Below are 25,826 nucleotides of genomic sequence, written 5' to 3' on the forward strand. Positions count from 1 at the left end.
TGCGGCTCGGCCTTACTTGGGCAGAAGGCTCACGGGTTGCCGAAGAATGACCTTGCGTTTCGTGGGGGCGGTGCGAGTCCAATCATCAAGATAGATCTCGTGATACGGCCCTGACGGCGCCAAACCTTCTTGCGGCAGATGTTCTCCGTAGAGCTTTTCAAGCATGGCGGGCAGATCGTTGGTTGGGCCCACATGAAGAATCTGTACGCACTTTCCTTCGACCAGCGCCTCCCAGCGCGGCGTTGGCGCACCGTTCAGTTCGTGGCGCATTTGCGCGGCGGATTCCTCAAGGCACGCCGCATTCGCCCACACAGGCAAGGTTATCTGCGCGCGCCAACGCCAATTCTCGCGATGGCCTGCTGCGAAGTCGCGCATATCGTCTGCCCAATAGAGCAATTCCACCGGAGGCTCGACAAAGGCCTTTCCCAGGCGCTCACGAGCTTTGCGCCGTATGGGATAGATGGCGGTGTAAAGGCCCTTGATCGCTGCCGTGACGGACGACGGTTCGGGAGATCCTGCACCATCCCAGACTGCGAATGGCAGCTTGGGCACATCGATCATGCTGAAAGCCCCCGCCGGGGGGGCGTAGAGCGCCCTGAGCATCGCTCTGTCGCGGATCAAATCGATCATTCCTTCGTCGGCCATGGCTTGCTCCTCATGTAATCCAGGGTGGTGGTGATCCACCCGCGCTCTGCAGCCAGTTGGCTCGCGGAAAAGTCAAAAAGGACTTCAATGTGATCAGGCATCGGCTGCCGCTGCCGGCGCATGAGTTCGAGCCGTTCTGCTTCTGCCATGACCGAAGACAGGCGGTTATCCAACGCAGCCAGCGCTGACTCGCGCGACAGCGCTGGCCAATGAATCATTCCCAGCAAAAGGGATGAATGCGTGGGGCGATAGGCGCCAAGGGCAGAGATCGTTTGTTCCAGCAGCGCCTGGTGGCCCGCGGCAGTCGCCGAAAACGTCTTGCGCGCCTTGGTTCCAGCGGGGGCTTCCGCCAAAACCAGTCCCGCTTTCTCCAACTTTCCAAGCACGAAATAGATCGAGGAAAAACCGATCTGGGTCCATTCACGCATGCCCCGGGTTTCGATGACTTGTTCAAGTTCATAGCCGTGCCGCGGCATCTCTGCGACGAGGCCTAGTAGCAAGAGCTCGGAGTCGGTCAGGTTCATTGTTTTATTCTAGTATTAGAATAAAAAGCCAGGCAAGCTGAAATAAAAAAAGGCGCGTCCCGCAAGGACGCGCCTCTTGTTGTTCCGGCGGCGTTCAGCCGCGGGCGTTGGTGCCCGGTACGCGCAGCTGCGAGCCCACCTTCAGGGCGCTGCCCTTGATGTTGTTGAGCGCGCGCAGCGCGTCGACCGAGGTGCCGTACTGCTTGGCCAGCGAGAACAGCGTGTCGCCCTGGCGCACCTTGTGGGTGCGGACATTGGGGCGGGCGCTGGCGACGCGGGCAGCCGGCGCTTGCGCGGCGCGGCCGCGCGGGGCGGCGGCCTTGTTGTCCGACGGCGCCGAGTCCAGCGCGCCCACCGGCGGTGCCAACGAGGCCAGTTGCACGCCGCCCGTGCCGGGTTCGCCCGGCACCAGCAGGGATTGGCCGGAAGCCGACTTTTGGCGCGAGCCGATGTCGTTGGTCTGGCGCAGCGTGGCTTCGCTCACGCCGAAACGTTTGGCGATCGAGGCGTAGGATTCACCACGGCGCGAGTGGTAGATCTTCCAGGCGCTGAGGTCGCCCTTGTAGTTGGTCAGGTTGGCGTTGAAGATCTCGACGCGGTCGGCCGGCAGCAGCAGGGTCGGGCCGTGGTCGCCGCGGATGACGGGGCGGTTGAACGAGGGATTCAGCGCCTTGAATTCGTCCAGCGGCATTTCGGCCAGCTTGGCGGCGATTTCCAGGTCGATGTCGCTGTTCTTCTGGACCGTCACGAAGTAGGGCGTGTTGCCCACCGGGGGCAGGGCCACCGCATAGCGCTGCGGATCGGCGATGATGTTCTTGATGGCCTGCAGCTTGGGTACGTAGTTGCGGGTTTCGTCGGGCATGTTCAGGGACAGGTAGTCCGTGCCCTGGCCGGCCGCTTCGTTCTTGGCCATGGCGCGCTGCACCGAGCCTTCGCCCCAGTTGTACGAGGCCAGCGCCAGGTACCAGTCGCCCTGCATTTCAAACAGCTTTTCCAGGTAGTCCAGCGCCGCGTTGGTCGAGGCGATGGGATCGCGGCGCTCGTCGCGCCACCAGTCCTGCTTCAGGTTGAAGTGCTGGCCCGTGGCCGGCACGAACTGCCACAGGCCCGAGGCCTGGGCGCGCGACAGTGCGGTCGGGTTGTAGGCGCTTTCGACGAAGGGCAGCAGCGCCAGCTCGGTCGGCAGGCCGCGGCGGTTGATCTCGTCGACGATGAAATACAGGTACTTGCCGGCGCGTTCCGCCATGCGCTGCACAGACTCGGGGTGGGACGCGTAATAGTCGGTCCACTGCTGCGAGAGGTCGGTGTTCAGGTTGGGGATGGCGAAACCGCGGCGGATGCGGTCCCAGGCGTCGGCGGGCGGGTTGGTCAGATCCACCGTCCGGGACGTGTCGCGGGCGATGTATCGCCCTTGGGAATTGGTGGTGAGGTTCTTGCTATCGGGGGCTTTGGTTCCTGCGCAACCGGCGAGGACTGCCAGCATGAGCGGCAGAAGGAGTCGGGATAGATTCATCAGGCTGTCACTTGAAATCGTTCTTCCATTTACGAAGGGAGGCAAAAACCTCTACCGGCGTAGCGTGGCTGTGGCCGGCCCAGCGCTCTGCGGCGTGGACGACCTCAACTTCTTGCGTGCGCAAAAACGGATTGGCCGCGCGTTCCTGTCCGATCGTGGACGGAAGCGTGGGAAGACCTTCTGCTCGTAATTGCTGGGCCTGCTGGTGCCACTGTTGCAGGCTGCGGTTGGCCGGATCGACTGCCAAGGCCCAGCGCAAGTTCGCTAGAGTGTACTCGTGTGCGCAAAAAACCTGTGTATCTGGCGGTAAAACAGAAAATTTCCCTAAAGAATCATGCATTTGCGCCGGAGTGCCTTCGAAAAGACGGCCGCAGCCCCCCGCAAACAGGGTGTCGCCACAGAACAGAACCGGCTGCTGGCCGGCTGCCCGGCCGTAGTACGCGATGTGGCCGGCAGTGTGCCCGGGCACGTCCAGCACGGTCAGATCCAGGTCCAGTTCCGGGATCGCCACGCGGTCGCCTTCCGCCAGGCGCACGTCGCAGCGCGGCAGCTGTTCATGCGCGGGCCCGTATACGGTGATGCCCTCGATGCGGGACAATTCCGGAACACCTCCCACGTGGTCGCCGTGATGGTGCGTGAGTAGAATGGCGCGCAGTCTTAAGCCCGTCCGGTCCAGCCATTGCAGCACCGGGCCGGCATCGCCGGGATCCACCACGGCGGCTTCGCCGCCGTGGACGATGGTCCAGATGTAGTTGTCGTTGAAGGCGGGTAGAGGCAAGACCGCGGCGTTGCGATCGCGGCCGCCTGTGGGGGCGGTCATGGCTTGCATGGGATTCGAAGGAATAAAACGTGGCAGAAGATACTCCGCCGATTGTAGAACTGGCCGAATGGTTCCAGACGCCGCCGGGACAGTACGCCCTGGCCTGGGAGCGGGCGCAGTTCGACGCGGCTGTCGCGGACGTGTTCGGATATTACGCCTGGCAGGTCGGCCTGGCGGACATGAATCTGCTGCGCGCCAACCGTATGCCCTTCAAAGGTTACGTGGGTACCGAGACTCCGTCCGCCGAAAGCGCGGCCAGCTGGCAGTCGCGGGTGGTGCTGGCCGAGCCCGAGGCCCTGCCGTTCGAATCCCAGAGCGTGGACCTGCTGATCCTGCCGCACGCCTTCGAATGCGCCGAAGAACCCCACAACGTGCTGCGCGAGGTCGAACGCGTGCTGGTGCCGGAAGGGCGGGTCGTGATCTCGGGCTTCAACCCCTGGAGCATGTGGGGCGCGCGCACGCGCATGCCCGGCATGGAGCCCTGGCTGCCTCAGCCGCCGTCGTCCCAGGTGTCCTTGCCGCGGTTGAAGGACTGGTTCAAGCTGCTGTCGCTGGAGGTCGACGCCAGCCACTTCGGCTGCTACGCGCCGGCCTGCCGCAGCGAAAAATGGCTGCAGCGCTGGTCCTTCCTGGAGTCGGCGGGCGCCCGCTGGTGGAGCCTGGGCGGCGCGGTCTACGTGGTGTCGGCGGTCAAGCGGGTGGCCGGCATGCGTATCATTGGCCCAGCCTGGAAGAAGGCCAAGCCCAAGCGTGCCCGCGCTGCGTCGGTGGTGGTCAACCGCCAGGCGGACGACGGCTCCTGAAGGACATGGCTCCGCGCCGCGGAGCCGATTTTTTTAGCAAGGAATACCAGGCAGCACCATGCAGGACGACAAAGCGAACGAGCAGAAAGTGGAAATGTGGACCGACGGCGCCTGCAAGGGCAATCCCGGTCCGGGCGGCTGGGGTGTGCTGATGCGCGCCGGGGGCCACGAAAAGACGCTACATGGCGGCGAACTCCAGACCACCAATAACCGGATGGAACTGCTGGCGGTCATCCAGGGCCTGCGCGCGCTCAAGCGCCCGTGCACGGTCATCATCCACACGGACTCCCAATATGTGATGAAGGGCATGACCGAGTGGCTGGCCAACTGGAAGCGGCGCGGCTGGATGACGGCCGACAAGAAGCCGGTCAAGAACGTCGAGCTGTGGCAATTGCTGGACGAACAGGTGCAACGCCACACGGTGTCCTGGCGCTGGGTCCGCGGACACGCCGGCGATCCGGGCAACGAACGGGCCGACCAATTGGCCAATATGGGCGTGGAATCGGCCAAGCGGGGCTGATGGCATCGGGAAATACCCTCAAATCCGCCCTCAGGGGCGGATTTAGTTCTTTCATCCGGCTTCAGGATTGTTCCAGTATGTAAATCCGGGTGCTAAAGTGCCAACCCTCATTCCAGTTCCTGCGGCGCAGTCCGCGTGGGGGCATGCCTGGCCCGCGCCGCAATACCGCCACATTTGCGCATGAAAAAAGCAGTACTGCTCGCCGCCGTAGCGGCAGGGGTGGCCGCGGGGGCCGCGCTCGGCGTTTTTGTGCCGCGCTGGCTCGCCTTCGGAACCGTCAGTCCACCACCCGGCGCCGTCGAAGCGCCCCTGGTCACGCGCGCCGCGCCCGTCCGAGTCGAAGTGGCCGCCGTCGAAGAGATTCCTTTCGCGCGCGGCATCTCGGCCGTGGGCAGCCTGCGCTCCGACGAATCCGTGGTGCTGCGCCCGGAAGTGGCCGGCCGCATCCAGTCCATCGATTTCAAGGAAGGCCAGCCGGTCAAGCGCGGTGACGTGCTGATCCGCCTGGACGATTCCGTGCCGCGCGCGGAATTGGCCCAGGCGCGCGCCAATCTGACGCTGGCGCAAAGCCACTACCGGCGCTCCGTGGAGTTGCAGGGCAAGGGCTTCGTCAGTCAGCAGGCGCGCGACGAGTCCGCCAGCACGCTGAAGGTGCAGGAAGCCGCCGTGGCGCTGGCGCAGGCGCGGCTGGACAAGATGACGATCTCGGCGCCGTTCGGCGGCATCGTGGGCTTGCGCAGCGTGTCGGTGGGCGACTACGTCAATCAGGGCCAGGACCTGGCCCCCCTGGAGGCGATCGATCCGCTCAAGGTGGACTTCCGCGTTCCCGAAATGTATCTGAGCAAGGTGGGCGTGGGCCAGCAGTTGACGCTGCGCATGGATGCGCTGCCCGGCCAGGAGCGGCCGGGTACGGTTTACGCGGTCAGCCCGCTGGTCGATGCGGGTGGACGTTCCATCCTGCTGCGCGCCACGGTCGCCAACAAGGATGCGGTGCTGCGCCCGGGCATGTTCGCCCGCGTGCAGTTGCAGTTCAATCAGGACAAGGCGCTGGTCGCGCCGGAAGCCGCGTTGTCGCCCTCGGGCGCGACGCAGTATGTCTACCGGGTCAAGAACGGCGCGGCCGAGCGGCGCGAGGTCACCATCGGCGAGCGCCGCGAGGGCCGCGTCGAGATCCTGACCGGGGTGGCGGCGGGCGACCAGCTGGTGGTGTCGGGCCTGCAACGGGTGACGGACGGCGCCGCGGTGACCGTTCTGGCCAACGGCGCGTGACGCCGGCTTTTTTCCCTATCTGGCGGTAGCGCAATGCGTATCTCGGAAACCTGCATCAAGCGGCCGGTGTTCGCATCGGTCCTGTCGCTGATCATCGTGCTGATCGGCCTGATTTCGTATTCGCGCCTGACCGTGCGCGAGTACCCAAAGATCGATGAGCCCATCGTTTCGGTGGACACCACCTACAAGGGCGCCTCGCCCGAGGTGATCGAGTCGCAGGTGACCAAGCCGCTGGAAGACCAGCTGGCCGGCATCGAGGGCGTGGACGTGATGACCTCGCGCAGCCGCTCGGAACGCAGCCTCATCAACATCAAGTTCAATCTGTCGCGCAATCCGGACGCCGCAGCCGCGGAAGTCCGCGACAAGGTCTCGCGCGCGCGCCGCTTCCTGCCCGACGAGATCGATGAACCCATCATCGGCAAGGTCGAGGCGGACTCCCAGCCCATCATCTACATCGCGGTCGAGTCCGGTACGTATTCCGCGATCCAGACCTCGGACTACATCAACCGCTACATCAAGACCCGCCTGTCGGTGCTGCCCGGCGCAGCCGAGGTGCGCGTCTTCGGCGAACGCCTGCCGTCCATGCGCATCTACGTGGACCGCGACAAGCTCGCCGCCTACGGTCTGACCGTGCAGGACGTGGAGGCCGCGCTGCGCAGCCAGAACGTGGAGATTCCAGCCGGCCGCATCGAATCGCGCGCCCGCGAGTTCTCGGTGGTGTCGTCCACCGATCTGCAGACGCCGGCGCAGTTCGAGAACGTGATTGTCGCCAATGTCAAAGGCTACCCGGTCCGCATGCGCGACGTGGCCAATGTGGAGATCGCCGCCGCCAGCGACCGCGTGCTGTCGCGGTTCAACGGCAAGCCCGCCATCAACATCGGCGTGACGCGCCAATCCACCGCCAACCCGCTGGAACTGTCCAAGGCCGCGCGCGAGGAAGTGGCGCGCCTCAACGAGAACCTGCCGGCCGGCATGAAGCTGAACATCGCGTACGACTCGTCGGTGTTCATCGAGCGCTCCATCGATTCCGTGTTCCACACCATCGGCGAAGCCATCGTCCTGGTGGTGCTGGTGATTTTCTTTTTCCTGCGCAACCTGCGCGCCAGCATCATCCCCATCGTCACCATTCCGGTGTCGCTGGTGGGCGCCTGTGCACTGATGTATCTGTTCGGTTTTTCCATCAACACGCTGACCCTGCTGGCCATGGTGCTGGCCATCGGCCTGGTGGTGGACGACGCGATCGTGGTGCTGGAAAATATCTTCCGCCACATCGAAGAGGGCATGCCGCGCAAGGAGGCCGCGTTGCGCGGTTCGCGCGAGATCGGCTTCGCGGTGGTCGCGATGACCATGACCCTGGTCACCGTGTACGCGCCGCTGGCCTTCGCCACCGGCCGCACCGGACGGCTGTTCATCGAGTTCGCGCTGGCGCTGGCCGGCGCGGTGCTGGTGTCGGGCTTCGTGGCGCTGACGCTTACGCCCATGATGTGCTCGGTGCTGCTGCGCCACCAGAGCAGCCACAGCCGCTGGTACAACATGATCGAAGGCTGGCTCAATGCCATGAGCAACGGCTACCGGCGCGCGCTTGGGGCCTCCCTGCGCCATCGCTGGCTGGTGGTTGTGATAGGCGTGGCGGTGGCGGCCGCGAGCGGGGTGCTGTTCAAGGTGGTCAAGAGCGAGCTGGCGCCCATCGAGGACCGCGGCGTGGTGTTCGGCATCGTCAGCTCGCCGGAAGGCGCCACGCTGAACTACACGCTGGAAAGCATGCTGGGCATCGAGAAGTTCTATTCCGAGATTCCGGAGGCCAGCGGCAGCCAGGTGACTGTGGGCTTCCCCACGGTGACGGACGGCACCGCCATCCTGCGCCTGAAGCCCTGGGAAGAACGCAGCCGCAAGCAGCAGGCCATCACGCAGCAGTTGCAGCCGCAGTTCGCCTCGCTGCCCGGGGTGCGGGCGTTTCCCACCAATCCGCCGTCGCTGGGCCAGTCGGCGCGCTCCAAGCCGGTTGAGTTCATCATCATGAGCCAGGCGTCGTACGCGGAGCTGTCGCGCCTGACCGAAGTCTTCCTGGCCGAACTGCGCAAGTATCCCGGCTTGATCAATCTGGACACCGACCTGCGCTTGAACACGCCCGAGCTGCGGGTGCGGGTGGACCGCGACAAGATGGCCGACGTGGGCGCCAACGTGGACACCGTGGGCCGCACCCTGGAATCGATGCTGGGCGGCCGCCAGGTCACCCGCTACAAGGACGAAGGCGAACAGTACGACGTGATCGTGCAGGTGACGCCGCGCGACCGCGCCAATCCCACCGACATCTCCGGCATCTATGTCCGGGCGCGCGACGGCAGCATGGTGCAGCTGGACAACCTGCTGGGCGTGCACGAAGGCGTGTCGCCGCAGTCGCTGAACCACTTCAACCGTTTGCGCGCCGTGAAGATCGACGGCGCGGTGGCGCCGGGCTACGCCTTGGGCGAAGTCCTGGCGCACATGCACCAGGTGGCGCGCGACGTGTTGCCCAACACCATCGTGACCGACCTGGACGGCCAGTCGCGCGAGTTCCGCGATTCCTCCGGCAGCATCTATCTGGTGTTCGCCATGGCGCTGGCCTTCATCTACCTGGTGCTGGCCGCGCAGTTCGAAAGCTGGCGCAATCCCTTCATCATCATGCTGTCGGTGCCGCTGTCCATGACCGGCGCGCTGCTGGCGCTGTGGCTGACCGGCGGCACCTTGTCCATCTACAGCCAGATCGGCCTGATCACGCTGGTGGGGCTGATCACCAAGCACGGCATCCTGATCGTCGAATTCACCAACCAGCTGCGCGACGAGGGCAAGGAATTGTTCGAGGCCGTGGTCGAGGCCAGCGTGCTGCGCCTGCGCCCCATTCTGATGACGACCGGCGCCATGGTGCTGGGCACCGTGCCGCTGGCGCTGTCCACGGGCGCTGGGGCGGAATCGCGCCAGCAGATCGGCTGGGTTCTGGTGGGCGGGCTGATGCTGGGTACACTACTGACCTTGTTCGTCGTGCCGGTGGCCTATACCTTGATCGCCACCGCACGCAAGAAACCCGGCCAGGCCGGCAGCGCAGCGCATCATCCGGACCCCGCTCCGGCGCCGCACGCGCAGCCTGCATCGCCTGCCCAAGCGTCGGAATAAGTTATGCGCCAGATCATCTTTGACACTGAAACCACCGGACTGGACCCTGCCCAGGGCCATCGCATCGTCGAGATCGGCTGCGTGGAAATGGTCAACCGGATGAGCACCGGCAACAACCTGCACATCTACCTGAACCCGGACCGCGACAGCGACCCCGAGGCTTTGGCGGTGCACGGCCTGACCACGGAGTTCCTGTCCGACAAGCCGCGCTTCGCCGATGTCGCGGACGAGTTCGTCAAGTTCATCCAGGGCGCCGAGCTGATCGCGCACAACGCGGCATTCGACGTCAAGTTCTTCAACGCCGAACTCGCCAAGACCGGGCGCGGCCCGGTCACCGACTACTGCGAGACGGTCACCGATTCGCTGTTGCACGCGCGCTCGCTGTTCCCGGGCAAGCGGAATTCGCTGGACGCGCTGTGCGACCGTTTCGGTATCTCCAACGCCCACCGCACGCTGCACGGCGCATTGCTGGACTCGCAGCTGTTGGCGGAAGTCTGGCTGGCCATGACCCGCGGCCAGGACGCGCTGCTGATCGACGTGGACGATGGCGCCAGCGCTGGCGGCAACGGTGTCGAACTGGCTCGCTTCGACGCGTCGGGCTTGCCCGTGATCAAAGCCAGCGAAGCGGAACTGGCCGAGCATGAAACCTATCTCGCGGCCCTGGACAAGTCCGTGGGCGGGGAGTGCACCTGGCGCAAGATCGACGCGCCGGTGGCGGCCGTCTAAAGTTTTTCGAGGCGACTTGCACACGTTCAAAAAAACGTGCTAATATTTCGCCTCTTTCGGGGTGGTTAGCTCAGTGGTAGAGCACTGCCTTCACACGGCAGGGGTCACTGGTTCGAACCCAGTACTACCCACCAAAGACCCTTGGAAGACAACGCAGGCCCCAGGTCCAACGTTGTCGGCGTCCCAAGGTTAAAAAGACGCAAAGCAAAAAGCCAGCCGCGAGGTTGGCTTTTTTGTTTTGTGCGCGTCGAACATATCGAGCCCGCCTTCAAGCCCAAGTGCTTTGGCCCGGGGTGCTTTGCATATGGGACGCCAGCCATTGCGCGGAACCGTCCCTTTCATTACGCTTAGATTGATTTGACGCAAGCGGACTCTCATCGATTGAGCCGCATCGCATGCGAGCCTGACTATCATTGATAACAAAGGCTTTGGCCCGTGGGGCCAGGCGTAGGCGAACAGGAGAAGGTCATGTCCGAGCACACCACTACCATGTTGATCATCATCGGCGCTGGCGTGGCGCTCATGCTGATCGGCTTCGGGCTGCGCGACCGCAATCTCGGCATGGGGCTGATGGGCGTAGGCCTGATCACGGCCCTGGGCACGATTATCTACAAGGCCTACATCACCTTCTATTGACCGCCTGTCGCGGCCGCCGGGGACTCAGCCCTTCTGCGCGTTGCGCGCGGTGCGCGCCAGCAGGCTGTCCAGCTGGTTGGCGAAGGCCTTGCGGTCGGCCTGGCTGAACGATGCCGGGCCGCCGGTGTCTACGCCGCTGGCCCGCAATTCTTCCATCATGTCCCGCAGCGCCAGCCGTTCCCGGATGGTTTCCGGCGAATAGCGCTCGCCGCGCGGGTTCAGCGCCAGCGCGCCTTTTTCCAGGACCTCCGCGGCCAGCGGGATGTCGCCGGTGATGACCAGGTCGCCCGGCTCCGCGCGTTCGGCGATGTGGGCGTCGGCGACGTCGAAGCCGCGCGGTACCTGCACTGCGCGGATCAGCGGCGAGGGCGGGGTGTAAAGCATCTGGTTGGCCACCAGCGTCAGCGGCACCTGCCAGCGCTGGGCGGCGCGGAACAGGATGTCTTTGATGACCGCGGGGCAGGCGTCCGCATCGACCCAGATGTGCATGCGCTTACTTGTCCAGTGCGTTCTGCAGCACTTCGGCGACGATGTCGTTGGTGGACACGCCGCGTTCGGCCGCCAGGGCGCGCAGCTTGTCGGCGTGCGCCTGCGACAGCTTCAGCGGGAAGGGCACCAGGCCGGCGGCCTGGTCCAGCTTGCGCTGCTCGCGGCGGTCGGGCGCTTGCGAGGCGGTGCCGAAGCGGTCCGGCGTGGCGGCTTGCTTGAGTTGGCCGGCCAGCTTCAGGGCCTGGTTTTTCTGCAGATCGAATTTATTCATGGGAATTCCTGGTAGGGAGCGCAATCATAAGCGCAACCGGCTTCATTGCGGTTTGGCCTGTTCCAGCTTGGCCAGCCCTTCCTGGGCGCCGTCGTGCAGCGGCACGGTCAGCCCGCGCCGGGCGGTCGCTATGCCGACCTGGGCGCCCTGGGCCGATCCTGCGGCCAGCAGGTCCTGCCCGGTCACGTAAACCGCGCGCACGATCACCAGGGCTTCATCGCGAGTCAGGTCGGCGGTGGTGAGCAGCAGCGCCGCCATGCCCACGGTGGGGATTGCTTCGGTCTGGTTGGGGTAGGTGCCGGCGGCGATGTCCAGCGGCATCAGCGCGTTGTCCTCGGCCGCGGTCAGCGTCTTGATGGCGGCGGGGTCCAGCGGCAGCAGTTTCAGGCGCGCCTGGGTCAACGCGTCGCGCAGGGGCGTTGCGGGCACGCCGATGACCTGGGCGGCGGCGTCGACCGTGCCGGAGTTCAAGGCCGGCAGGGACTCGGTGAAGGGTGTGTCGGCCACCTTGTAGTCGCGGCCGGCCTGCAGGCCGTGGGCGGCCAGCACTGTTTCCAGCGTGGCGCGCACCGCCGAGCCTTCCGGCCCGAGGGCGATGGTCTTGCCCTTGAGGTCGCGCACACCGCGCAGGGCGGCATCGTCGCGCACCACGATATGGACCAGTTCCGGATACAGGCTGCCCAAGGCGCGCAGCCCGGTGAACGGACCCTGGCCCGCGAACGGCCCCTTGCCGTCATAGGCGAGACGCGCCGTGTCGGCCTGGGCCAGCCCGACCACGGCGTCGCCGCTGCGCAGCAGCGCGATGTTCTCGGCGCCGCCGCCAGTGATCAGGGGCGAGACGCGGATCTGCTGCTTGCGCGCCACGTCGCTCAGGGCGCGCGCGAAGGCCACGTACTCGCCGCGGTCCGGGCCGCCGGCCAGCGGGTAGCCCTGTTGCATGCGGGCCAGCCGGCCGTTGATGCGCGCCACCGAACGCTCCAGTTCCTGCTGCACCACGTGCTGCGCGGTGCTGGAGGCGCTATAGGAAACCGAATGGGTGATCTGGTCCAGCGTGTCCAGCAACTGGCGCGTGACGGGCGGCGGCGCGCCGGTGTCCAGGTTGGGCGCCTCGGCTGCCTTGAAGCCGGCCGGGGTCACCAGTTTCCAGGTGTCGCCGTCCTTGCGGTAGATCGCGCTGGCGTGCGCGACGATGCGGTCGCCGGCCTGATTGCCGCCGGATTTCACGCCGCTGATGCTGCGCGGACCGGCTCCCAGCAGCGTAACCAGCGCGGCGGCGCCGGGCTGGTCCCAGGCGCCCAGGGTGACGTTGCGTCCCAGGTCCAGTTCGACGTCGTAATAGACCACGCGGCGGGTTTCGCCCGCGGGGGCGCTGTTGTCCGAGGCCGATCCCATGCGCTTGAGTTCGGCGATGCGGAACAGGCCGGTGCCATAGGCGGTGGCCAGGCTGCGCTCGACGTCGGCGCGCAAGGCGTCGGTATCCGGCGCGCGGCCGCAGGCCGCCAGCAGCAGGCAGAGGCTCAGGATGATGAGGCGTTTGAGCATGGTCACATACCCCCCACGAACGGCAAGGAGATCAGCGAGGTCAGCACGATCACGTTGAGGATGTCGACCAGGAAGGCGCCGGTGACCGGTACGACGATGAACGCTTCCGGCGCCGGGCCATGGCGCCGCGTCAGTGCCTGCATGTTGGCGATGGCAGTGGCCGTGGCGCCCAGCGCGAAGCCGCAGAACGCAGCCGACATGATGGCGGCTTCGTAGTCGCGCTTGAGCATGCGGAACACCACCCAGGCGGCGTACAGCGCGCATACCAGGGTCTGCACCACCAGCATCATCGCCAGGGGGCCGGCCAGGCGCGCCACGCTGGACAGGTCCAGCGTCATCATGGTCATGCCCAGGAACAGCGACAGGGAGATGGTGCCGATGATCTCGGTGGCGCGGTCGTCCAGCTTCAGGCCCAGCCGTTCGCCGCCGTTGCGGATCAGCACGCCCGTGGCCAGGCACCAGAGGAAGTTCGGCAGGCTGACCGGGGCGTCCTCGACCAGCGCGGCCAGGTAGCCGCCCACCACCAGGCAGACCAGCGCGGCGGTCAGCGACACGATGTAGGAGCCCGCGGTGGAGGTAGGCGCGTTTTCCATGAGGTCCGGGGCCTCGTGGCCGTCGCCCGGCGCATGGTCGAGGCTGCCGGCCAGCTTGTGGCGCCGCATCAGCCATTCGGCCACCGGTCCGCCCACCACGCCGCCCAGCACCAGCCCCAGGGTGGCGGAGGTCATCGCCAGCGCCATGACGTCCTGGATGTTGTTGAAGTCGGCGAAGCGCGTGGCATAGGCCGCGCCCGTGCCGTGTCCGCCCACCAGCGTGATGGTGCCGCCCAGCAGGCCCATCAGCGGATGCATGTCCAGCAGCCAGGCCATGCCCAGTCCCACGGCGTTCTGCAGCACCAGGAAGGGGATCAGGGCCAGCAGGAAGGCGATCAGCCTGGGGCCGCCCTTGGCCAGCAGCTTGAGGTTGGCGGTCAGGCCGATGCTGCCGAAGAACAGCAGCAGCAAGGTCGGCTTGATGCTGGTTTCCAGCGAGACGGAAACGCCGCCCCAGGTGGACAGCAGGTAGGCCAGCACGGCGAACAGCAGACCGCCCACGATGGGGTCGGGAATGCTGTAGCGGGCGAGGACGCCGATCCTGGTGGTGAGCACGCGTCCGATGACCAGGACGAGGCAGCATGCCAGCAGCGATTGAACGGGCGTAAGCGAGATCATAGGTACCTTTGCGCCCTGTCAGGGCACGGTGAACTTTCTGGCTGTTTGAACCCTGCCGCCTCACACGGACTGTGGCTTATGTTACGTCCGCCGCGATGGCGGTGTACATGGGGGCAGGGGAGCGGCGCGCGGCGCGGAGCCGGGCGGGCGGAGAGGCCGTGGCGGGAGGCCGCCGCGGCCGGGGCGGCTAGAGCGGAAACGCGCGCGACATGTACTGCGCGCGCGGCCCATAGCCGGCCAGTTTTTCGGCCAGGTCGGCGCTGTCTGCGCTGACCGGCTGATAGCCGTGGCGCTGCCAATAGCCCACGGCGGACTCCAGGGACACCAGGCTTGCCCGGCGCAAACCGCCTTCGTGTGCGCTGGCCGCGGCGGCGCGCAGCAGCGCCTGGCCGACGCCCAGTCCTTGCGCCGAGGGCGCCACGGCGCAGTCGTGCAGGAACCAATGGTCGGCACCGGCCGGCAACGCAGCCAGCGTGACGTCCAGGGCAGGGGGCAGTCCCGCGTCCCAGGGATAGGAGATCAGATAGCCCAGCAATCCGTCCAGATTGGCGGAAGCTTGCGCGACCCAGCAGTGCGTGGGGGCGAGCGTCAGGCGGTTCTGGAAGAAACCGGCGCTTTCCAGCAGGAAACCGGGGTAGGCCAGGGTCTGGAGGGCCAGGATGGCGTCCACGTCGCTGGCCCGCATGGGCCGGACTCGATATTGCATGACAACCTGCGAAAACAAGAACTCGGGCGCATTTTACCGATGCGCGCGCGGTCCCCGGCTTTACAGGCCTTCACAAATTGGGGACACAGGTTCACCGGACTTTATTGTTTTCAGGGATCGGGCTCCTAGAATTTGCCCTGGATTACCGGCTGATCGGGCTGCGGCGCATTTTATGAAAATTCAACGACCCGCTGCGCATACTGCTCGCCATAGTCCTGCAATCCGAGTCTAGAGCCATGCACATCCAGTTCCGGTCCGAACCCATCGTCCCGCAAGTCTTGACCAAATCGTTTCCCCTGGAATCGGTGTGGCCGGCGGCCGAGGCCAGCGTACCGTACGACACCTGCGTGACCTGCGTCATTCCCTGCCTAAATGAATGCGAGAACCTGCGGGTGCTGCTGCCGTTGCTGCGCAACCGTCTGGAGGCGCTGTGCACCAGCTGGGAAATCATCGTGGCCGACGACGGCAGTACCGACGGCACGGAAGCGCTGATGGCCGAATGGACCGAGCACGATGGCTTCCGCTACGTGCAACTGTCGCGCAACTTCGGCAAGGAAGCCGCGATCAGCGCCGGCCTGGAAGCGGCCACCGGCAATGCAGTGATCTGCCTGGACGCCGATCTGCAGCACCCCCCCGCGCTGATCGAGCAGATGCTGGCGCGCTGGGCGGCTGGCGCCGAGATGGTCTACGCCGTGCGCGAGACCCGCGCCGATGAATCCTGGGCCAAGCGCGCTGGCGCGCGCTGGTTCTACAAATTGCTCAGTGGCGCGCGCGGCGTGGACGTGCCGGCGCACGCCGGCGATTTCCGCCTGATGGACCGCAGCGTGGTGAACGCCTTGATTGCCTTGCCCGAACGCACCCGTTTCATGAAGGGCCTGTACGCCTGGGTCGGCTTCAAGGGCGAGGCCCTGACCTATACCCCCGACGAGCGCATGCATGGCGACAGCCGTTTTGGCAGCATGCGCCTCTTCCGGCTGGCGCTGGACGGCCTGACCGCCTTCACCACCTGGCCGTTACGCCTGGTCAGTCTGGTCGGCGTGGCTTTCGCCATGCTGGCGCTGGCCTATGCGGCTTACTTGGTTGGCGAATACCTGTTCTTCGGCAACGAGGTCTCGGGCTGGACGACGATCGTGACGGCGGTGCTGTTCTTTGCCGGCGTGAATCTGATTTCGCTGGGCGTGGTGGGCGAATACGTGTCCCGGATCTTCGACGAAGTGAAGGGCCGGCCTCTGTTTGTCGTGCGCCGCCGCCAGGGCCGGGCTTCCCGGCCGGGCCAGGGTTTGAGCTGACATGTCCGCCACCACTTTCTGGCGGCGTTCCGATTGGACCCCGCCGGCGGGACGCTTCCTGCTCGCGATAGGCGCGTGGCTTGCCTTCCTGGCCTGGCTCAGGCCGCTGACCCTGCCGGACGAAGGGCGCTATGCTGGCGTGGCCTGGGACATGCTGCGCAGCGGCTCGCATGCGGTGCCCTTGTTGGACGGCATGCCGTACTTCCACAAGCCGCCGCTCTATTACTGGCTGACCGAGCTGTCCTTCTCGATCTTCGGCGTGCATCCCTGGGCGGCGCGAGTTCCTTCCTGGCTGGCCGCGTGGGGCGCCCTGGCGGCTCTGTACTGCTTCGTGCGGCGCTACCGCGATAGCGCGGCGGCCGCGCTGACCGTGCTGGTCCTCGCCACCATGCCGTTTTTCTATGGGGGCGCGCAGTTCGCGAATCTGGACATGCTGGTGGCCGGCCTGATCACGCTATGCGTGCTGGCCGCGGCGGACGCGGTGCTGCGCGTCGAGCAAGGCCAAGCGTGGCGCGCGATGTCGGTGGCCGCCGCGGTGCTGGCGGCGTTGGCGGTACTGGCCAAGGGCCTGATCGGCTTGGCGTTGCCGGGCGCCATCCTGCTGATCTGGCTGCTGTGGGAGCGGCGCTGGCGCGGCCTGGCCGCGCTGTTCTGGCCGCCCGCGCTGTTGGCCTTCATCGCCATGGCGGCGCCGTGGTTCGTGCTGATGCAGCTGCGCTATCCCGGTTTTTACGACTATTTTTTCGTCTATCAGCATTTCCAGCGCTTCGCGGCCAGCGGCTTCAACAATGCGCAGCCGTTCTGGTTTTACTTGCCGGTGATCGTCGGGCTCAGCCTGCCCTGGTCGCTTTGGGGTGGCGGCATTCTGCGCAAGGCGTTCTGGGAAGGCCCCACGCGCAGCCTGCGGCGTCTGGCCTTGGCGTGGTTTGCCGTTGTGGTGGTGTTTTTTTCGCTGCCGAACTCCAAGCTTGTGGGCTATGTCCTGCCGGCGCTGGCGCCGCTGGCCTTTCTGCTGGCGGAAGTGATTCAGGGCGCCAGGCGCGCCGATGCTGAAGGCACCACGCGCCTGGTGCGTCTGAGCGCGGCCGTGGCGGCTGGCATCTGCGTCATCGCGGTGGGCATTGCGGCCAACAATGCGCGCGGCAGCGCCGCTCCCCTGGCCAAGGTGGTGCGCCAACAGGCGCAGCCGGAAGACACCTTCGTGTCGCTGCACACCTATCCTTTCGATCTGGCGCTGTACGCCAGAGCCGCGCGGCCCGCGTGGGTGGTGGACGACTGGCGCAACCCCGAGGTGCCGGTGCGGGACAACTGGCGCAAGGAGCTGTACGACGCCGCCCAGTTCGATCCCGAGACGGGCGCGGAGGTGCTGCTAAGCCCCACCGAGTTCACTGCGCGTCTGTGCCAGGCGGCGGAAGGCGCGCGTTTCTGGGTATGGGGTACCGCGGCGGACAACCCGGTCTATCCGCCGCTGCAGGGGCTGGCGCCCGTGGCCAGCAGCGTGAAGTACGTGATGTGGCGCGTCGACGTGGACGCGGCCTTCAGGCAGCGGGTTTGTGGCGGAATGCCCAGAACCGGCTGACGATGAAGGTCGCCACGGCGAGCCCGAGCAGGATCAGCGCGAGCAGGATGTCGTAGCGGATGGCGGTGTTGTGCAGCAGCCAGGCGTAAGCGGCTTCGTTGATGAGGAAGCCTATGGCTGACACAAAGAAGAAACGGCGCGCTGCTACCGTCCAGGGAGTTTTGGAATGTCGGAACGTCAGCCGGTAGTGGCCGGTGAAGGAAACCGCGAAGGCGATCAGCCACCCCACCAGGTTGGCGGCCAGGGGCGGCATGCGCAAGAGTTCGACGCAACCCACGGCGACAGCCCAATGGGTGGCTGCGGCGGCGCATCCGACAGCAATGAAGGTGCTTACTTGTTGCAGCAGGGCGCGCATGAAGGCTGTGATGAAAGGGAAGTCAAAGGTATAGCGATGAGCAAACGTATCGTGGTCTGCGGTGACGATTTTGGCATGAATGCCGACATCGATGAAGGCATGATTGCGCTGGCCGGCATGGGCCGCCTGAGCGCGGTCAGCTGCCTCGCGCTGGGCCCTTCGTTCGCGGCGAACGCAGGGCGGCTGGCGCAGATGAACGTGGATATCGGCCTGCACGTGAACTTCACCGAAGCGCTTGAACCCGGCGCTGAACCCATGCCCACGCTGAGCCGGCTGATCCTCAACGCCTACACGGGCAGGCTGGACGGCGCCTGGGTCGAGGCGCTACTGGAACGCCAGTTCGATGCCTTCGAGGCCGCGTTCGGTCGCGCGCCGGATTATGTCGATGGCCATCAGCACGTGCATCAGCTGCCCGGCATCCGCGAACGCCTGCTGCAGCTGCTCAAGCGGCGTTACGGAGCGCACATGCCGTGGCTGCGCCAGACGGCGCCAGGCATGCAGTTCGGCATACCCTTGAAGGAAGCCATCAAGGCGCGCGTCATCGGCGCGCTGGGCTCCGCGGCGCTGGCGCGCCAGGCGCGCCAGGACGGCATGCGCACCAATCGCCGGCTGCTGGGTGTTTACGGTTTCGAAGGCGGCAAGCGCCGCTACGCGGATCTGCTGCAGAACTGGCTGTTCAACGCGCGCGACTGCGACCTGCTCATGTGCCATCCGGCGATGGGCAGCCAGGACGGCTGCGCCATGTCGCGCCAGCGCCGCGCGGAATTCGACGTGCTGGCCAGCCCCAAGCTGGGCGACTGGCTCAACGCCAACGGCGTGCACATTTCGCGCTTGCCCGCCACGGCGCGCTGACCGGCTCCAGATCCTGTTGCGTGCGGCGCTAGCCGCCCGTCAGGCTCTGCAGCAGCCAGGCGCCCGCCGGCCCCAGCGCGCGGCGGCGCGACCAGACCGCATCGACGCGGATATGGCGCGGCCAGCCCGGCGCTTTCAACTCCACCAGCTGGTCCTGGCCGAAGCGCTGGATCATCCAGCGCGGCAGCTCGGTCCAGCCGAATCCGCGGCTGGCCATTTCCAGCAGCATCAGATAGCCGGGCGCAGACCAGGTGGCATAGGCTGGCTCGGCTTCCTTGTCGCCCAGTTCATACGTGCTCAGGCGCAGCGCGCGCTCGGATTTCAGCTGGTCTTCGGTGACTCGGGGCAGCTTGGCCAGCGCGTGGCCGCGGCCCACGCACAGAACGATCTCCGACAGCTCCGCCAGCGTGGCGTGCGCCACGTCGGGCGGATAGCTGTCCTGCGCGGCCATCAGTCCCAGGTGAGCGCGTCCCTGCTGCACCAGCGCCACCACGTCCTCGTATTCCGCGATCAGGCATTCGAAACGCAGCGCCGGATAGCGCTGATCGATCTGGCTGAGCATGGTATCGAAGGTCTCGGATTGGAAGGTGTCGGACAGTACCACCGTCAGCCGGGGCTCCAGGCCCTCAGCCAGTTGGCTGGCGCTGCGGTTCAGCCTGTCGTTCGCCGCCAGCACCTGCAGGGCCTGCCCCAGCAGCACCTGGCCAGCCTCGGTCAGCGTCGGCTGCCGCTGGCTGCGGTCGAACAGCGTGACGTTCAGGTCCACCTCCAGGTTGGCGACGGTCTCGCTGACGGTGGACTGGCTTTTGCCAAGCTTGCGGGCGGCGGCGGAAAACGTGCCTTCGGAGGCAACCTGGGCGAACGCTGCCAGGGATTCCAGGGAGTGGCGCATGCGGGCAGGCTCCGGGGTAGGGCTTATGGGTTATCGGTTTTTACGATGAAAACCATCTTTATGGTAACGGAAATATCGTCGAAAATTCCTGCCACTGAGTATCAACCGACCGCAGGTGGGTCATGACGCAAGCCAAGAAATCCCTCAAAGAACGTTTCCTCCACGCCTTTCTGTTCGAAATCATCGCCATCGGCCTGTGCGCCCCGGCGGCCGCCTGGGCCATGGGCAAGTCTCTGTTTGAAATGGGCGTGTTGACCGCGGTGATCGCCTGGATCGCGCTGGTCTGGAACATGATCTACAACGCGGGCTTCGACCGCATCGAGAACCGCATGGGCTGGACCCGCACGCTGCGGTTGCGCGTGGTGCACGCCTTCGGTTTCGAACTGGGCCTGATCCTGATCGTGATTCCGCTGGCGGCCTGGTGGCTCAATATCAGCCTGTGGCAGGCCTTCGTGCTGGATATCGCACTGGTGCTGTTCTATCTGCCTTACGCCTTCCTCTACAACCTGGCGTACGACCGTTCGCGGCCGCGGGTCTTGCAGTGGCTGGCCCGCCGCAATGGGCAGGCCGCCCCGGCCGTCACGCGTCAATCACCTTGCGCGTGAACATCTCCAGGTAGTCCATCAGCGAGTCCGCGCCCTTGATGGCCGCGGACTCGTTGCCGGTGGCGATGCCTTCGGCCATCAGCATGTGGCGGCGCGCGCCTTCGGCAATGTCGCCCTCGTGCTGGTAGGCGTACCAGAAGCGCCGGCACTGGATGATCAGCGGCGCCACCGCGTTCACGGCCGAGGCATTGCGGCAGGCCTGGTGGCAGACGTGGTCCAGCAGCTGGTCGGCATGCATGTAGTCGTCGAGATTGCCGCCTTCCGCCGCGCGTATCATCTGCGCCGCGCAATCCACGATCTGGCTGCGCTGAGCTGGCGTGGCGCGGCGCGCGGCATTGGCGGCGATCAGCTGCTCCAGCGCCCGGCGGGTCTGGATCAGGTCCATGTGGTCGGCCAGCTGGATCATGGACACACGCAGGCCGCGCCGCGGCTCAGGGCGTATCAGCCCGGCGGCGACCATGCGCAGCAGCGCCTCGCGTAGCGGCGTGCGCCCCAGGCCGGTCTTTTCGACCAGATCCGCCTCGACGACCGCGCTGCCCGGTTGCAATTGCAGCGTGGCGATCATGCTTTCGATCTGATCGTAGGCGACATCGGCGGCGCGCCGTTTGGATTCTGCTGCTGCCATCAACTATTGTTTTCCTTCGTTTTGCGCCACTGCGCGTAGGCCAGCCATTCGCCGACGAATCCGCGCCGGAAGAACGACACGCACAACACGAAAATCAGTCCGATGACGATGGTGACGACGTCGCCCAGGGTGGCAAGGTAATTCTGCAAGCTGACGACCAGCGTCGCGCCGACCACTGGCCCCCATACCGTGCCGATGCCGCCCAAGAGCGTCATCAGCAGCACTTCCGTGGAGGTAGCGAGCGACACGTCGTTCAATGCAACCAGCTGGAGCACCAGCGCCTTCAGCGAACCGGCCAGGCCGGCGACCGCGGCCGACAGCACGAAGGCCAGCAGCTTGCACCGGTCTGTATCGTAACCTAGCGATATGGCGCGTGGCGCGTTGTCGCGGATGGTCTTGAGCACCTGGCCGAAGGGCGAATGGATCACCCGGTAGACGAACAGGAAGCCCAGTACAAACACCCCCAGCGCGAAGTAATACATGTTGGCGTCGACGCTCAAATCCACCAGGCCCAGGAACTTGCCGCGCGGAATGCCCTGCATGCCGTCTTCGCCGCGCGTCCAGCCCACCTGCACGGCCATGAAATACGCCACTTGCGACAGCGCCAGCGTGATCATTGCGAAGTAGATGCCGGTGCGCCGGATCGCCAGCCAGCCTATCGCGTAGCCGATGGCCGCGGCCATGGCCACGCCGCAGACCATCGCGATCTCCGGCGGCAGGCCGCGCGCGCCAAACAGGATCATCATTTCGCCGGCCGCGTAGCCGGCCCAGCCGAAGAACGCGGCGTGGCCGAAGGACACCAGCCCGGTAAAGCCGGTCAGCAGGTTGAAGGCCAGCGCGAACAGCGCAAAGCACAACACCTTCATCACAAACACGGGGTAGACGATCTGCGGGAAGAACGGCACCAGCAGGGCCGGCACCAGCAGCAGCGCCAGGATGCGGATCGAGGTGGGTATGCGCTGCACCTTATTTCTCCTTGCCGAACAGGCCGGCCGGGCGCGTCAGCAGAACGATCGCCATCACGATGAAGACGACCACCGTAGAGGCTTCGGGATAGAACACTTTGGTCAGCCCTTCCAGCAAGCCCAGGGCCAGTCCGGTGACGATGGCGCCCATGATGGAACCCAGCCCCCCGATCACCACCACGGCGAACACGATGTTCAGCAGGTTCGACCCCATCAGGGGGTTGATCTGCATGACGGGCGCGGCCAGCACCCCGGCTACGCCGGCCAGCGCCACGCCGAAGCCGTAGGTCAGGGTGATCATCACCGGTACGTTGACGCCGAAGGCCTGCAGCAGCCTGGGATTTTCAGTGCCGGCGCGCAGCATGGCGCCCAGCCGGGTCCGCTCGAACAGATACCAGGTGGCCAGGCACAGCACCAGCGACGCCACCACCACGAAAGCGCGGTATGCCGGCAGGAACATGAAGCCCAGGTCGAAGCCGCCCTGCAGGATCTCGGGCGGTTCATAGCCCACGCCCGAGATGCCGTAGAAGTAGCGGAAGCCGCCTTCCATCATCAGCGCGATGCCGAAGGTCAGCAACAGGCCATACAAGTGGTCCAGGTGGTAGAGCCGTTTGAGCAGCGTCTTCTCGATCGCGACGCCCACCAGCCCCACCAGCAGCGGCGCCACGATCAGCGCGGCCCAGAAGTTGATCTGCACGCCCGGACCCAGCAGCTGCGGCAGCTGCGTGAAGCCGATCCAGGCCAGGAACGCCGCCATCATGAATTGGGCGCCGTGGGTGAAATTGACGATGTTGAGCAGGCCGAAGATGATGGCCAGCCCCATGCTCAGGATGGCGTAGAAGCAGCCGTTGATCAGCCCCACCAGCAGTTGGGCGAGCAAGGCGGGAAGCGAGATGTCGAACATAGTAGGCGGCGGGCGGACAGGTGTCGCGTCGATTTCCGGGAAGCGCGCGGCGGTGCGCCGCGGCCAGGGCAGCCGGCGCCGCACGCCAGGCGTGCGGCGCGTGGCGGCTTTACGTCTTGTTCAACGAGCACGCGGCCTGGGGCTTGGGAAACACGTCCTCGCCCTTGAGCACCGACTTCACGTTGTAGTAGTCCCAGGGCGCCTTGGATTCCTTGGGCGTCTTTACCTGCAGCAGGAGCATGTCGTGTACCAGTGCGCCGTCGGCGCGCAGCTTGCCGTTGCGGATCACGGCGTCGTTGATGGTCATTTCGCGCAGCTTGGCCATGACCGCCGGCGCATCGTCGGTGCCAGCGGCTTCGATCGCCTTCAGGTACGACAGCGTGGCCGAATACACGCCCGCCTGCGAGGCCGTCGGCATCTTCTTGGCCTTCTCGAAGAACTTCTTGGCCCATGCGCGCGAGGCGTCGTCATAGTCCCAGTAGAAGGCTTCGGTCAGGTACATGCCCTGTGCCTTGGCCAGGCCCATGCTGTGCACGTCCGAGATGTAGGTCAGTAGCGGCGCCACGATCTGCTTCTTGTTGATGCCGAACTCGTTGGCCTGCTTGACCGCGTTGACCGTGTCGTTGCCGGCGTTGGCCAGCGCGATGACATCCGCCTTCGAGGCCTGCGCCTTCAACAGGAACGAGGAAAAATCATTGCCGGGGAAGGGATGGCGCGACACGCCCACCACGCTGCCGCCGTTTTCCTGGATGACTTCGGTGCCGTCCTTTTCCAGCGAGTGGCCGAAGGTATAGTCGGCGGTGATGAAGTACCAGCTCTTCTTGCCCTCCTTGACCAGCGCGCGCGCGGTGCCGGCGGCCAGGGCATAGGTGTTGGTAGTCCACTGCGCGTTCAGCGGCGAGCATTTCTCGCCCAGGATGGCGGTGGACAGGCCGGCCGACGGCATGGTCACGCGGTTCTTCTGCTTGGCGATCTCCATCACCGCCAGCGCGGTGGACGCCGTGGGGAAGTCGGTGATCATGTCGACCTTGCCTTGGTCGAACCATTCGCGCGCCAGGTTGGCGGCGACGTCGGGCTTGTTCTGGTGGTCGGCCGAAACCACCTCCACCGGTTTGCCCAGCACCTTGTTGCCCATTTCCTCGGCGGCCATGCGGGCCGCGATCACAGAGCCGTTGCCAGCCAGGTCGGAATAGACGCCGGACAGGTCGGTGAGGACGCCGATCTTGACCACGTCGTCGCTGACCTTGGTCTGGGCCTGGGCGGCGCCGATCATGCCGACGGCGAACAGCGCTGCTGCGATTCGATTCAATTTCATCTGACTACGCTCCGTGTAGGAAGGGGACTGCGGTCGGAAGGAATGCGGCTGGAAAACTCAAATGCCGAGCAGGGCGTTCAGCCTGTCCTGCGATTGCCGGACCTCGGCGCGGTCGATCACCGCCACCACCTGGCCGTGCTCGATGACGTAATGGCGGTCGGCCAGGTGCTGGGCGAAGCGGAAGTTCTGCTCGACCAGCACGGTGGTGTAGCCGCGCTCTTTCAATTGCCGGATCACGCGGCCCAGGGACTGCACGATGACCGGGGCCAGGCCTTCGGTGATTTCGTCCAGCAATAGCAGGCGGGCGCCGGTGCGCAGGATGCGCGCCATCGCCAGCATCTGCTGTTCGCCGCCCGACAGCCGCGTGCCAGGGCTGTGGGCGCGTTCTTTCAGGTTGGGGAACATGTCGTAGATCTCCGCCACCGACATGCCGTCCGGCCCCACGGAGGGCAGCAGCATGAGGTTTTCCTCGGCGCTCAAGGACGCATAGATGCCGCGTTCCTCGGGGCAATAGCCGATGCCGCGGCGCGCGATCTTGTGGGGCGGCAGGCCGACGGTCTCCTGGCCCCGGATCTTGATGGAGCCGCTGCGCCGGCCCACCAGTCCCAGGATGGACTTCAGCGTGGAGCTGCGGCCCGCGCCGTTCCTGCCCAGCAGGGTCACGCATTCGCCCGGCTTCACGTCCAGGTCTATGCCGTGCAGGATGTGCGATTCGCCGTACCAGGCGTGCAGATTGCGGATCTCCAGCATGCTGGAGGTCGAGGCCGGGGCGGCTTCATTCATCTTCGGCTCCCATGTAGGCTTCGCGCACCGCCGGGTTTTCCGACACGGTTGCGTAGGGGCCTTCGGCCAGGATCTCGCCCCGTTGCAAGACGGTGATGGTGTCGGAGATGTCGGCCACCACTTTCATGTTGTGTTCGACCATGAGGATGGTGCGGCCGGCGGAGACCTGCTTGATCAGGTGCTTGACCCGGTCTACATCTTCGTGGCCCATGCCCTGGGTGGGTTCGTCGAGCAGCAGCAGCTCGGGTTCCAGCGCCAGCGTGGTGGCGATTTCCAGCGTGCGCTTGCGGCCATAGGGCAGGTCGCCCGCGGCCACGTCCAGATGCGTGCGCAGGCCAACCTGGTCCAACAGTTCCTCGACACGATGGTGCAGGCTTTCCAGCGTGCGTTCCGAACGCCAGAAGCAATAGTCCACGCCCAGCCTGCGCTGCAAGGCCACGCGCACGTTTTCGCGCACCGACAACTGCGGGAACACGGCGGAAATCTGGAACGAGCGCACGATGCCGCGGCGGGCGGTCTGCGCCGGGCGTTCCTGCGTGATGTCCACGCCGTCGTACAGGATCTCGCCGCGCGTCGGGATGTGGAACTTGGTCAGCAGATTGAAGAAGGTGGTCTTGCCCGCGCCGTTGGGGCCGATGAGCGCGTGGATGGCGCCACGGCGCACGCTCATGTCGACGTTGTTGACCGCAACGAAGCCGCGGAATTCCTTGCTCAGGCCCCGGGTCTGAAGAATGATGTCGCTTTGCATGATGTCCGTTAGGCTTGCGGGAGGACAGGCCCTGGCGCGTCGCGGCTCCGCCACGCGCCAGGAGGTTCGTGCTTCTTCCGGAGCCCGGC

At 65.7% G+C, this 25,826-nt stretch carries 27 protein-coding genes and 1 tRNA gene; 11 read left to right on the forward strand and 17 right to left on the reverse strand.

Annotated features, from left to right (window positions below):
* Positions 1–12: 12 nt before the first annotated feature.
* The 4 genes from AC3WOB_RS29140 to gloB all read right to left on the reverse strand — a co-directional run bounded on the left by AC3WOB_RS29140 (position 13) and on the right by gloB (position 3,511).
* Positions 13–645 carry a GyrI-like domain-containing protein gene (locus AC3WOB_RS29140; RefSeq protein ID WP_492276949.1) on the reverse strand — a complete coding sequence of 211 codons (633 nt, stop codon included), beginning with the start codon at positions 643–645 and terminating at the stop codon, positions 13–15.
* On the reverse strand, positions 627–1,169 hold the full coding sequence (locus tag AC3WOB_RS29145) for a PadR family transcriptional regulator (protein ID WP_492276950.1): 543 nt from the start codon (positions 1,167–1,169) through the stop codon (positions 627–629). The genes AC3WOB_RS29140 and AC3WOB_RS29145 overlap by 19 nt, the downstream gene beginning before the upstream one ends.
* Positions 1,170–1,263: 94 nt before the next feature.
* A complete protein-coding gene (locus AC3WOB_RS29150) occupies positions 1,264–2,682 on the reverse strand; it encodes a transglycosylase SLT domain-containing protein (RefSeq protein ID WP_207470950.1) in 1,419 nt (472 codons plus the stop codon).
* 7 nt (positions 2,683–2,689) lie between these two features.
* The gene (gene gloB, locus AC3WOB_RS29155) at positions 2,690–3,511 is read right to left on the reverse strand and encodes a hydroxyacylglutathione hydrolase (RefSeq protein ID WP_492276951.1); all 822 of its coding nucleotides are present in this window, start codon (positions 3,509–3,511) and stop codon (positions 2,690–2,692) included.
* A 20-nt stretch (positions 3,512–3,531) separates the two neighbouring features.
* Here gloB and AC3WOB_RS29160 point away from each other — a divergent pair, with 20 nt between their 5' ends.
* The 7 genes from AC3WOB_RS29160 (at position 3,532) to AC3WOB_RS29190 (ending at position 10,606) form a co-directional block, all read left to right on the forward strand.
* On the forward strand, positions 3,532–4,305 hold the full coding sequence (locus AC3WOB_RS29160) for a class I SAM-dependent methyltransferase (protein ID WP_492276952.1): 774 nt from the start codon (positions 3,532–3,534) through the stop codon (positions 4,303–4,305).
* A 58-nt stretch (positions 4,306–4,363) separates the two neighbouring features.
* Positions 4,364–4,825: a ribonuclease HI gene (gene rnhA, locus AC3WOB_RS29165; RefSeq protein WP_207470934.1), complete on the forward strand. Its 462-nt coding sequence runs from the start codon at positions 4,364–4,366 to the stop codon at positions 4,823–4,825.
* A 180-nt stretch (positions 4,826–5,005) separates the two neighbouring features.
* Complete coding sequence (locus tag AC3WOB_RS29170) at positions 5,006–6,094, forward strand: efflux RND transporter periplasmic adaptor subunit (protein ID WP_013391451.1); 1,089 nt, start codon at positions 5,006–5,008, stop codon at positions 6,092–6,094.
* A gap of 33 nt (positions 6,095–6,127) precedes the next feature.
* Entirely contained in the window at positions 6,128–9,244 is a 3,117-nt protein-coding gene (locus AC3WOB_RS29175; protein WP_492276953.1) for an efflux RND transporter permease subunit, read from the forward strand.
* Between the two features lie 3 nt (positions 9,245–9,247).
* Positions 9,248–9,970, forward strand: a complete 723-nt coding sequence (gene dnaQ / locus AC3WOB_RS29180) for a DNA polymerase III subunit epsilon (RefSeq protein WP_013391453.1) — start codon at positions 9,248–9,250, stop codon at positions 9,968–9,970.
* Positions 9,971–10,029: 59 nt separating this feature from the next.
* A tRNA-Val gene (locus AC3WOB_RS29185) sits at positions 10,030–10,104 on the forward strand.
* Between the two features lie 334 nt (positions 10,105–10,438).
* Positions 10,439–10,606, forward strand: coding sequence for a hypothetical protein (locus AC3WOB_RS29190; RefSeq protein ID WP_013391454.1), 168 nt, complete (start codon positions 10,439–10,441; stop codon positions 10,604–10,606).
* Positions 10,607–10,630: 24 nt separating this feature from the next.
* Here the strand turns inward: AC3WOB_RS29190 and AC3WOB_RS29195 are convergent, their stop codons facing one another.
* From AC3WOB_RS29195 to AC3WOB_RS29215, 5 genes are all read right to left on the reverse strand, one after another.
* A complete protein-coding gene (locus AC3WOB_RS29195; RefSeq protein WP_492276954.1) occupies positions 10,631–11,095 on the reverse strand; it encodes a YaiI/YqxD family protein in 465 nt (154 codons plus the stop codon).
* 4 nt (positions 11,096–11,099) lie between these two features.
* The gene (locus AC3WOB_RS29200) at positions 11,100–11,366 is read right to left on the reverse strand and encodes a hypothetical protein (protein ID WP_207470912.1); all 267 of its coding nucleotides are present in this window, start codon (positions 11,364–11,366) and stop codon (positions 11,100–11,102) included.
* 42 nt (positions 11,367–11,408) lie between these two features.
* A complete protein-coding gene (locus AC3WOB_RS29205; RefSeq protein ID WP_492276955.1) occupies positions 11,409–12,914 on the reverse strand; it encodes a TAXI family TRAP transporter solute-binding subunit in 1,506 nt (501 codons plus the stop codon).
* Positions 12,911–14,119, reverse strand: a complete 1,209-nt coding sequence (gene gltS, locus AC3WOB_RS29210; protein ID WP_013391458.1) for a sodium/glutamate symporter — start codon at positions 14,117–14,119, stop codon at positions 12,911–12,913. The genes AC3WOB_RS29205 and gltS overlap by 4 nt, the downstream gene beginning before the upstream one ends.
* Positions 14,120–14,306: 187 nt before the next feature.
* A complete protein-coding gene (locus AC3WOB_RS29215) occupies positions 14,307–14,804 on the reverse strand; it encodes a GNAT family N-acetyltransferase (RefSeq protein WP_013391459.1) in 498 nt (165 codons plus the stop codon).
* A 257-nt stretch (positions 14,805–15,061) separates the two neighbouring features.
* On the opposite strand from AC3WOB_RS29215, the gene AC3WOB_RS29220 reads away from it, so the two are divergent.
* Positions 15,062–16,114 carry a glycosyltransferase family 2 protein gene (locus AC3WOB_RS29220; protein ID WP_013391460.1) on the forward strand — a complete coding sequence of 351 codons (1,053 nt, stop codon included), beginning with the start codon at positions 15,062–15,064 and terminating at the stop codon, positions 16,112–16,114.
* A 1-nt stretch (position 16,115) separates the two neighbouring features.
* The gene (locus AC3WOB_RS29225; RefSeq protein WP_492276956.1) at positions 16,116–17,693 is read left to right on the forward strand and encodes a glycosyltransferase family 39 protein; all 1,578 of its coding nucleotides are present in this window, start codon (positions 16,116–16,118) and stop codon (positions 17,691–17,693) included.
* Here AC3WOB_RS29225 and AC3WOB_RS29230 read toward each other — a convergent pair.
* On the reverse strand, positions 17,653–18,048 hold the full coding sequence (locus AC3WOB_RS29230) for a GtrA family protein (RefSeq protein WP_013391462.1): 396 nt from the start codon (positions 18,046–18,048) through the stop codon (positions 17,653–17,655). The two genes, AC3WOB_RS29225 and AC3WOB_RS29230, sit on opposite strands and share 41 nt — an antisense overlap.
* A gap of 36 nt (positions 18,049–18,084) precedes the next feature.
* Here AC3WOB_RS29230 and AC3WOB_RS29235 point away from each other — a divergent pair, with 36 nt between their 5' ends.
* Entirely contained in the window at positions 18,085–18,900 is an 816-nt protein-coding gene (locus AC3WOB_RS29235; RefSeq protein ID WP_013391463.1) for a ChbG/HpnK family deacetylase, read from the forward strand.
* Positions 18,901–18,928: 28 nt separating this feature from the next.
* Here the strand turns inward: AC3WOB_RS29235 and AC3WOB_RS29240 are convergent, their stop codons facing one another.
* A complete protein-coding gene (locus AC3WOB_RS29240; RefSeq protein WP_013391464.1) occupies positions 18,929–19,792 on the reverse strand; it encodes a LysR family transcriptional regulator in 864 nt (287 codons plus the stop codon).
* 122 nt (positions 19,793–19,914) lie between these two features.
* Here AC3WOB_RS29240 and AC3WOB_RS29245 point away from each other — a divergent pair, with 122 nt between their 5' ends.
* Entirely contained in the window at positions 19,915–20,397 is a 483-nt protein-coding gene (locus AC3WOB_RS29245; protein ID WP_492276957.1) for a multidrug/biocide efflux PACE transporter, read from the forward strand.
* On the opposite strand, the gene AC3WOB_RS29250 is transcribed toward AC3WOB_RS29245, so the two are convergent.
* From AC3WOB_RS29250 to AC3WOB_RS29275, 6 genes are all read right to left on the reverse strand, one after another.
* Positions 20,372–21,022: a GntR family transcriptional regulator gene (locus tag AC3WOB_RS29250; RefSeq protein ID WP_207470884.1), complete on the reverse strand. Its 651-nt coding sequence runs from the start codon at positions 21,020–21,022 to the stop codon at positions 20,372–20,374. The genes AC3WOB_RS29245 and AC3WOB_RS29250 overlap by 26 nt on opposite strands.
* Positions 21,022–21,987: a branched-chain amino acid ABC transporter permease gene (locus tag AC3WOB_RS29255; protein ID WP_492276958.1), complete on the reverse strand. Its 966-nt coding sequence runs from the start codon at positions 21,985–21,987 to the stop codon at positions 21,022–21,024. The genes AC3WOB_RS29250 and AC3WOB_RS29255 overlap by 1 nt, the downstream gene beginning before the upstream one ends.
* A gap of 1 nt (position 21,988) precedes the next feature.
* Positions 21,989–22,891 carry a branched-chain amino acid ABC transporter permease gene (locus AC3WOB_RS29260; protein WP_492276959.1) on the reverse strand — a complete coding sequence of 301 codons (903 nt, stop codon included), beginning with the start codon at positions 22,889–22,891 and terminating at the stop codon, positions 21,989–21,991.
* A gap of 109 nt (positions 22,892–23,000) precedes the next feature.
* Entirely contained in the window at positions 23,001–24,206 is a 1,206-nt protein-coding gene (locus AC3WOB_RS29265) for an ABC transporter substrate-binding protein (RefSeq protein ID WP_492276960.1), read from the reverse strand.
* 57 nt (positions 24,207–24,263) lie between these two features.
* The gene (locus tag AC3WOB_RS29270) at positions 24,264–24,989 is read right to left on the reverse strand and encodes an ABC transporter ATP-binding protein (RefSeq protein ID WP_492276961.1); all 726 of its coding nucleotides are present in this window, start codon (positions 24,987–24,989) and stop codon (positions 24,264–24,266) included.
* Entirely contained in the window at positions 24,982–25,737 is a 756-nt protein-coding gene (locus AC3WOB_RS29275; protein ID WP_492276962.1) for an ABC transporter ATP-binding protein, read from the reverse strand. Before AC3WOB_RS29275 ends, AC3WOB_RS29270 begins: the two co-directional genes overlap by 8 nt.
* Positions 25,738–25,826 lie beyond the last annotated feature (89 nt).

It is taken from the genome of Achromobacter sp. FW305-C-30-7, assembly GCF_058783105.1.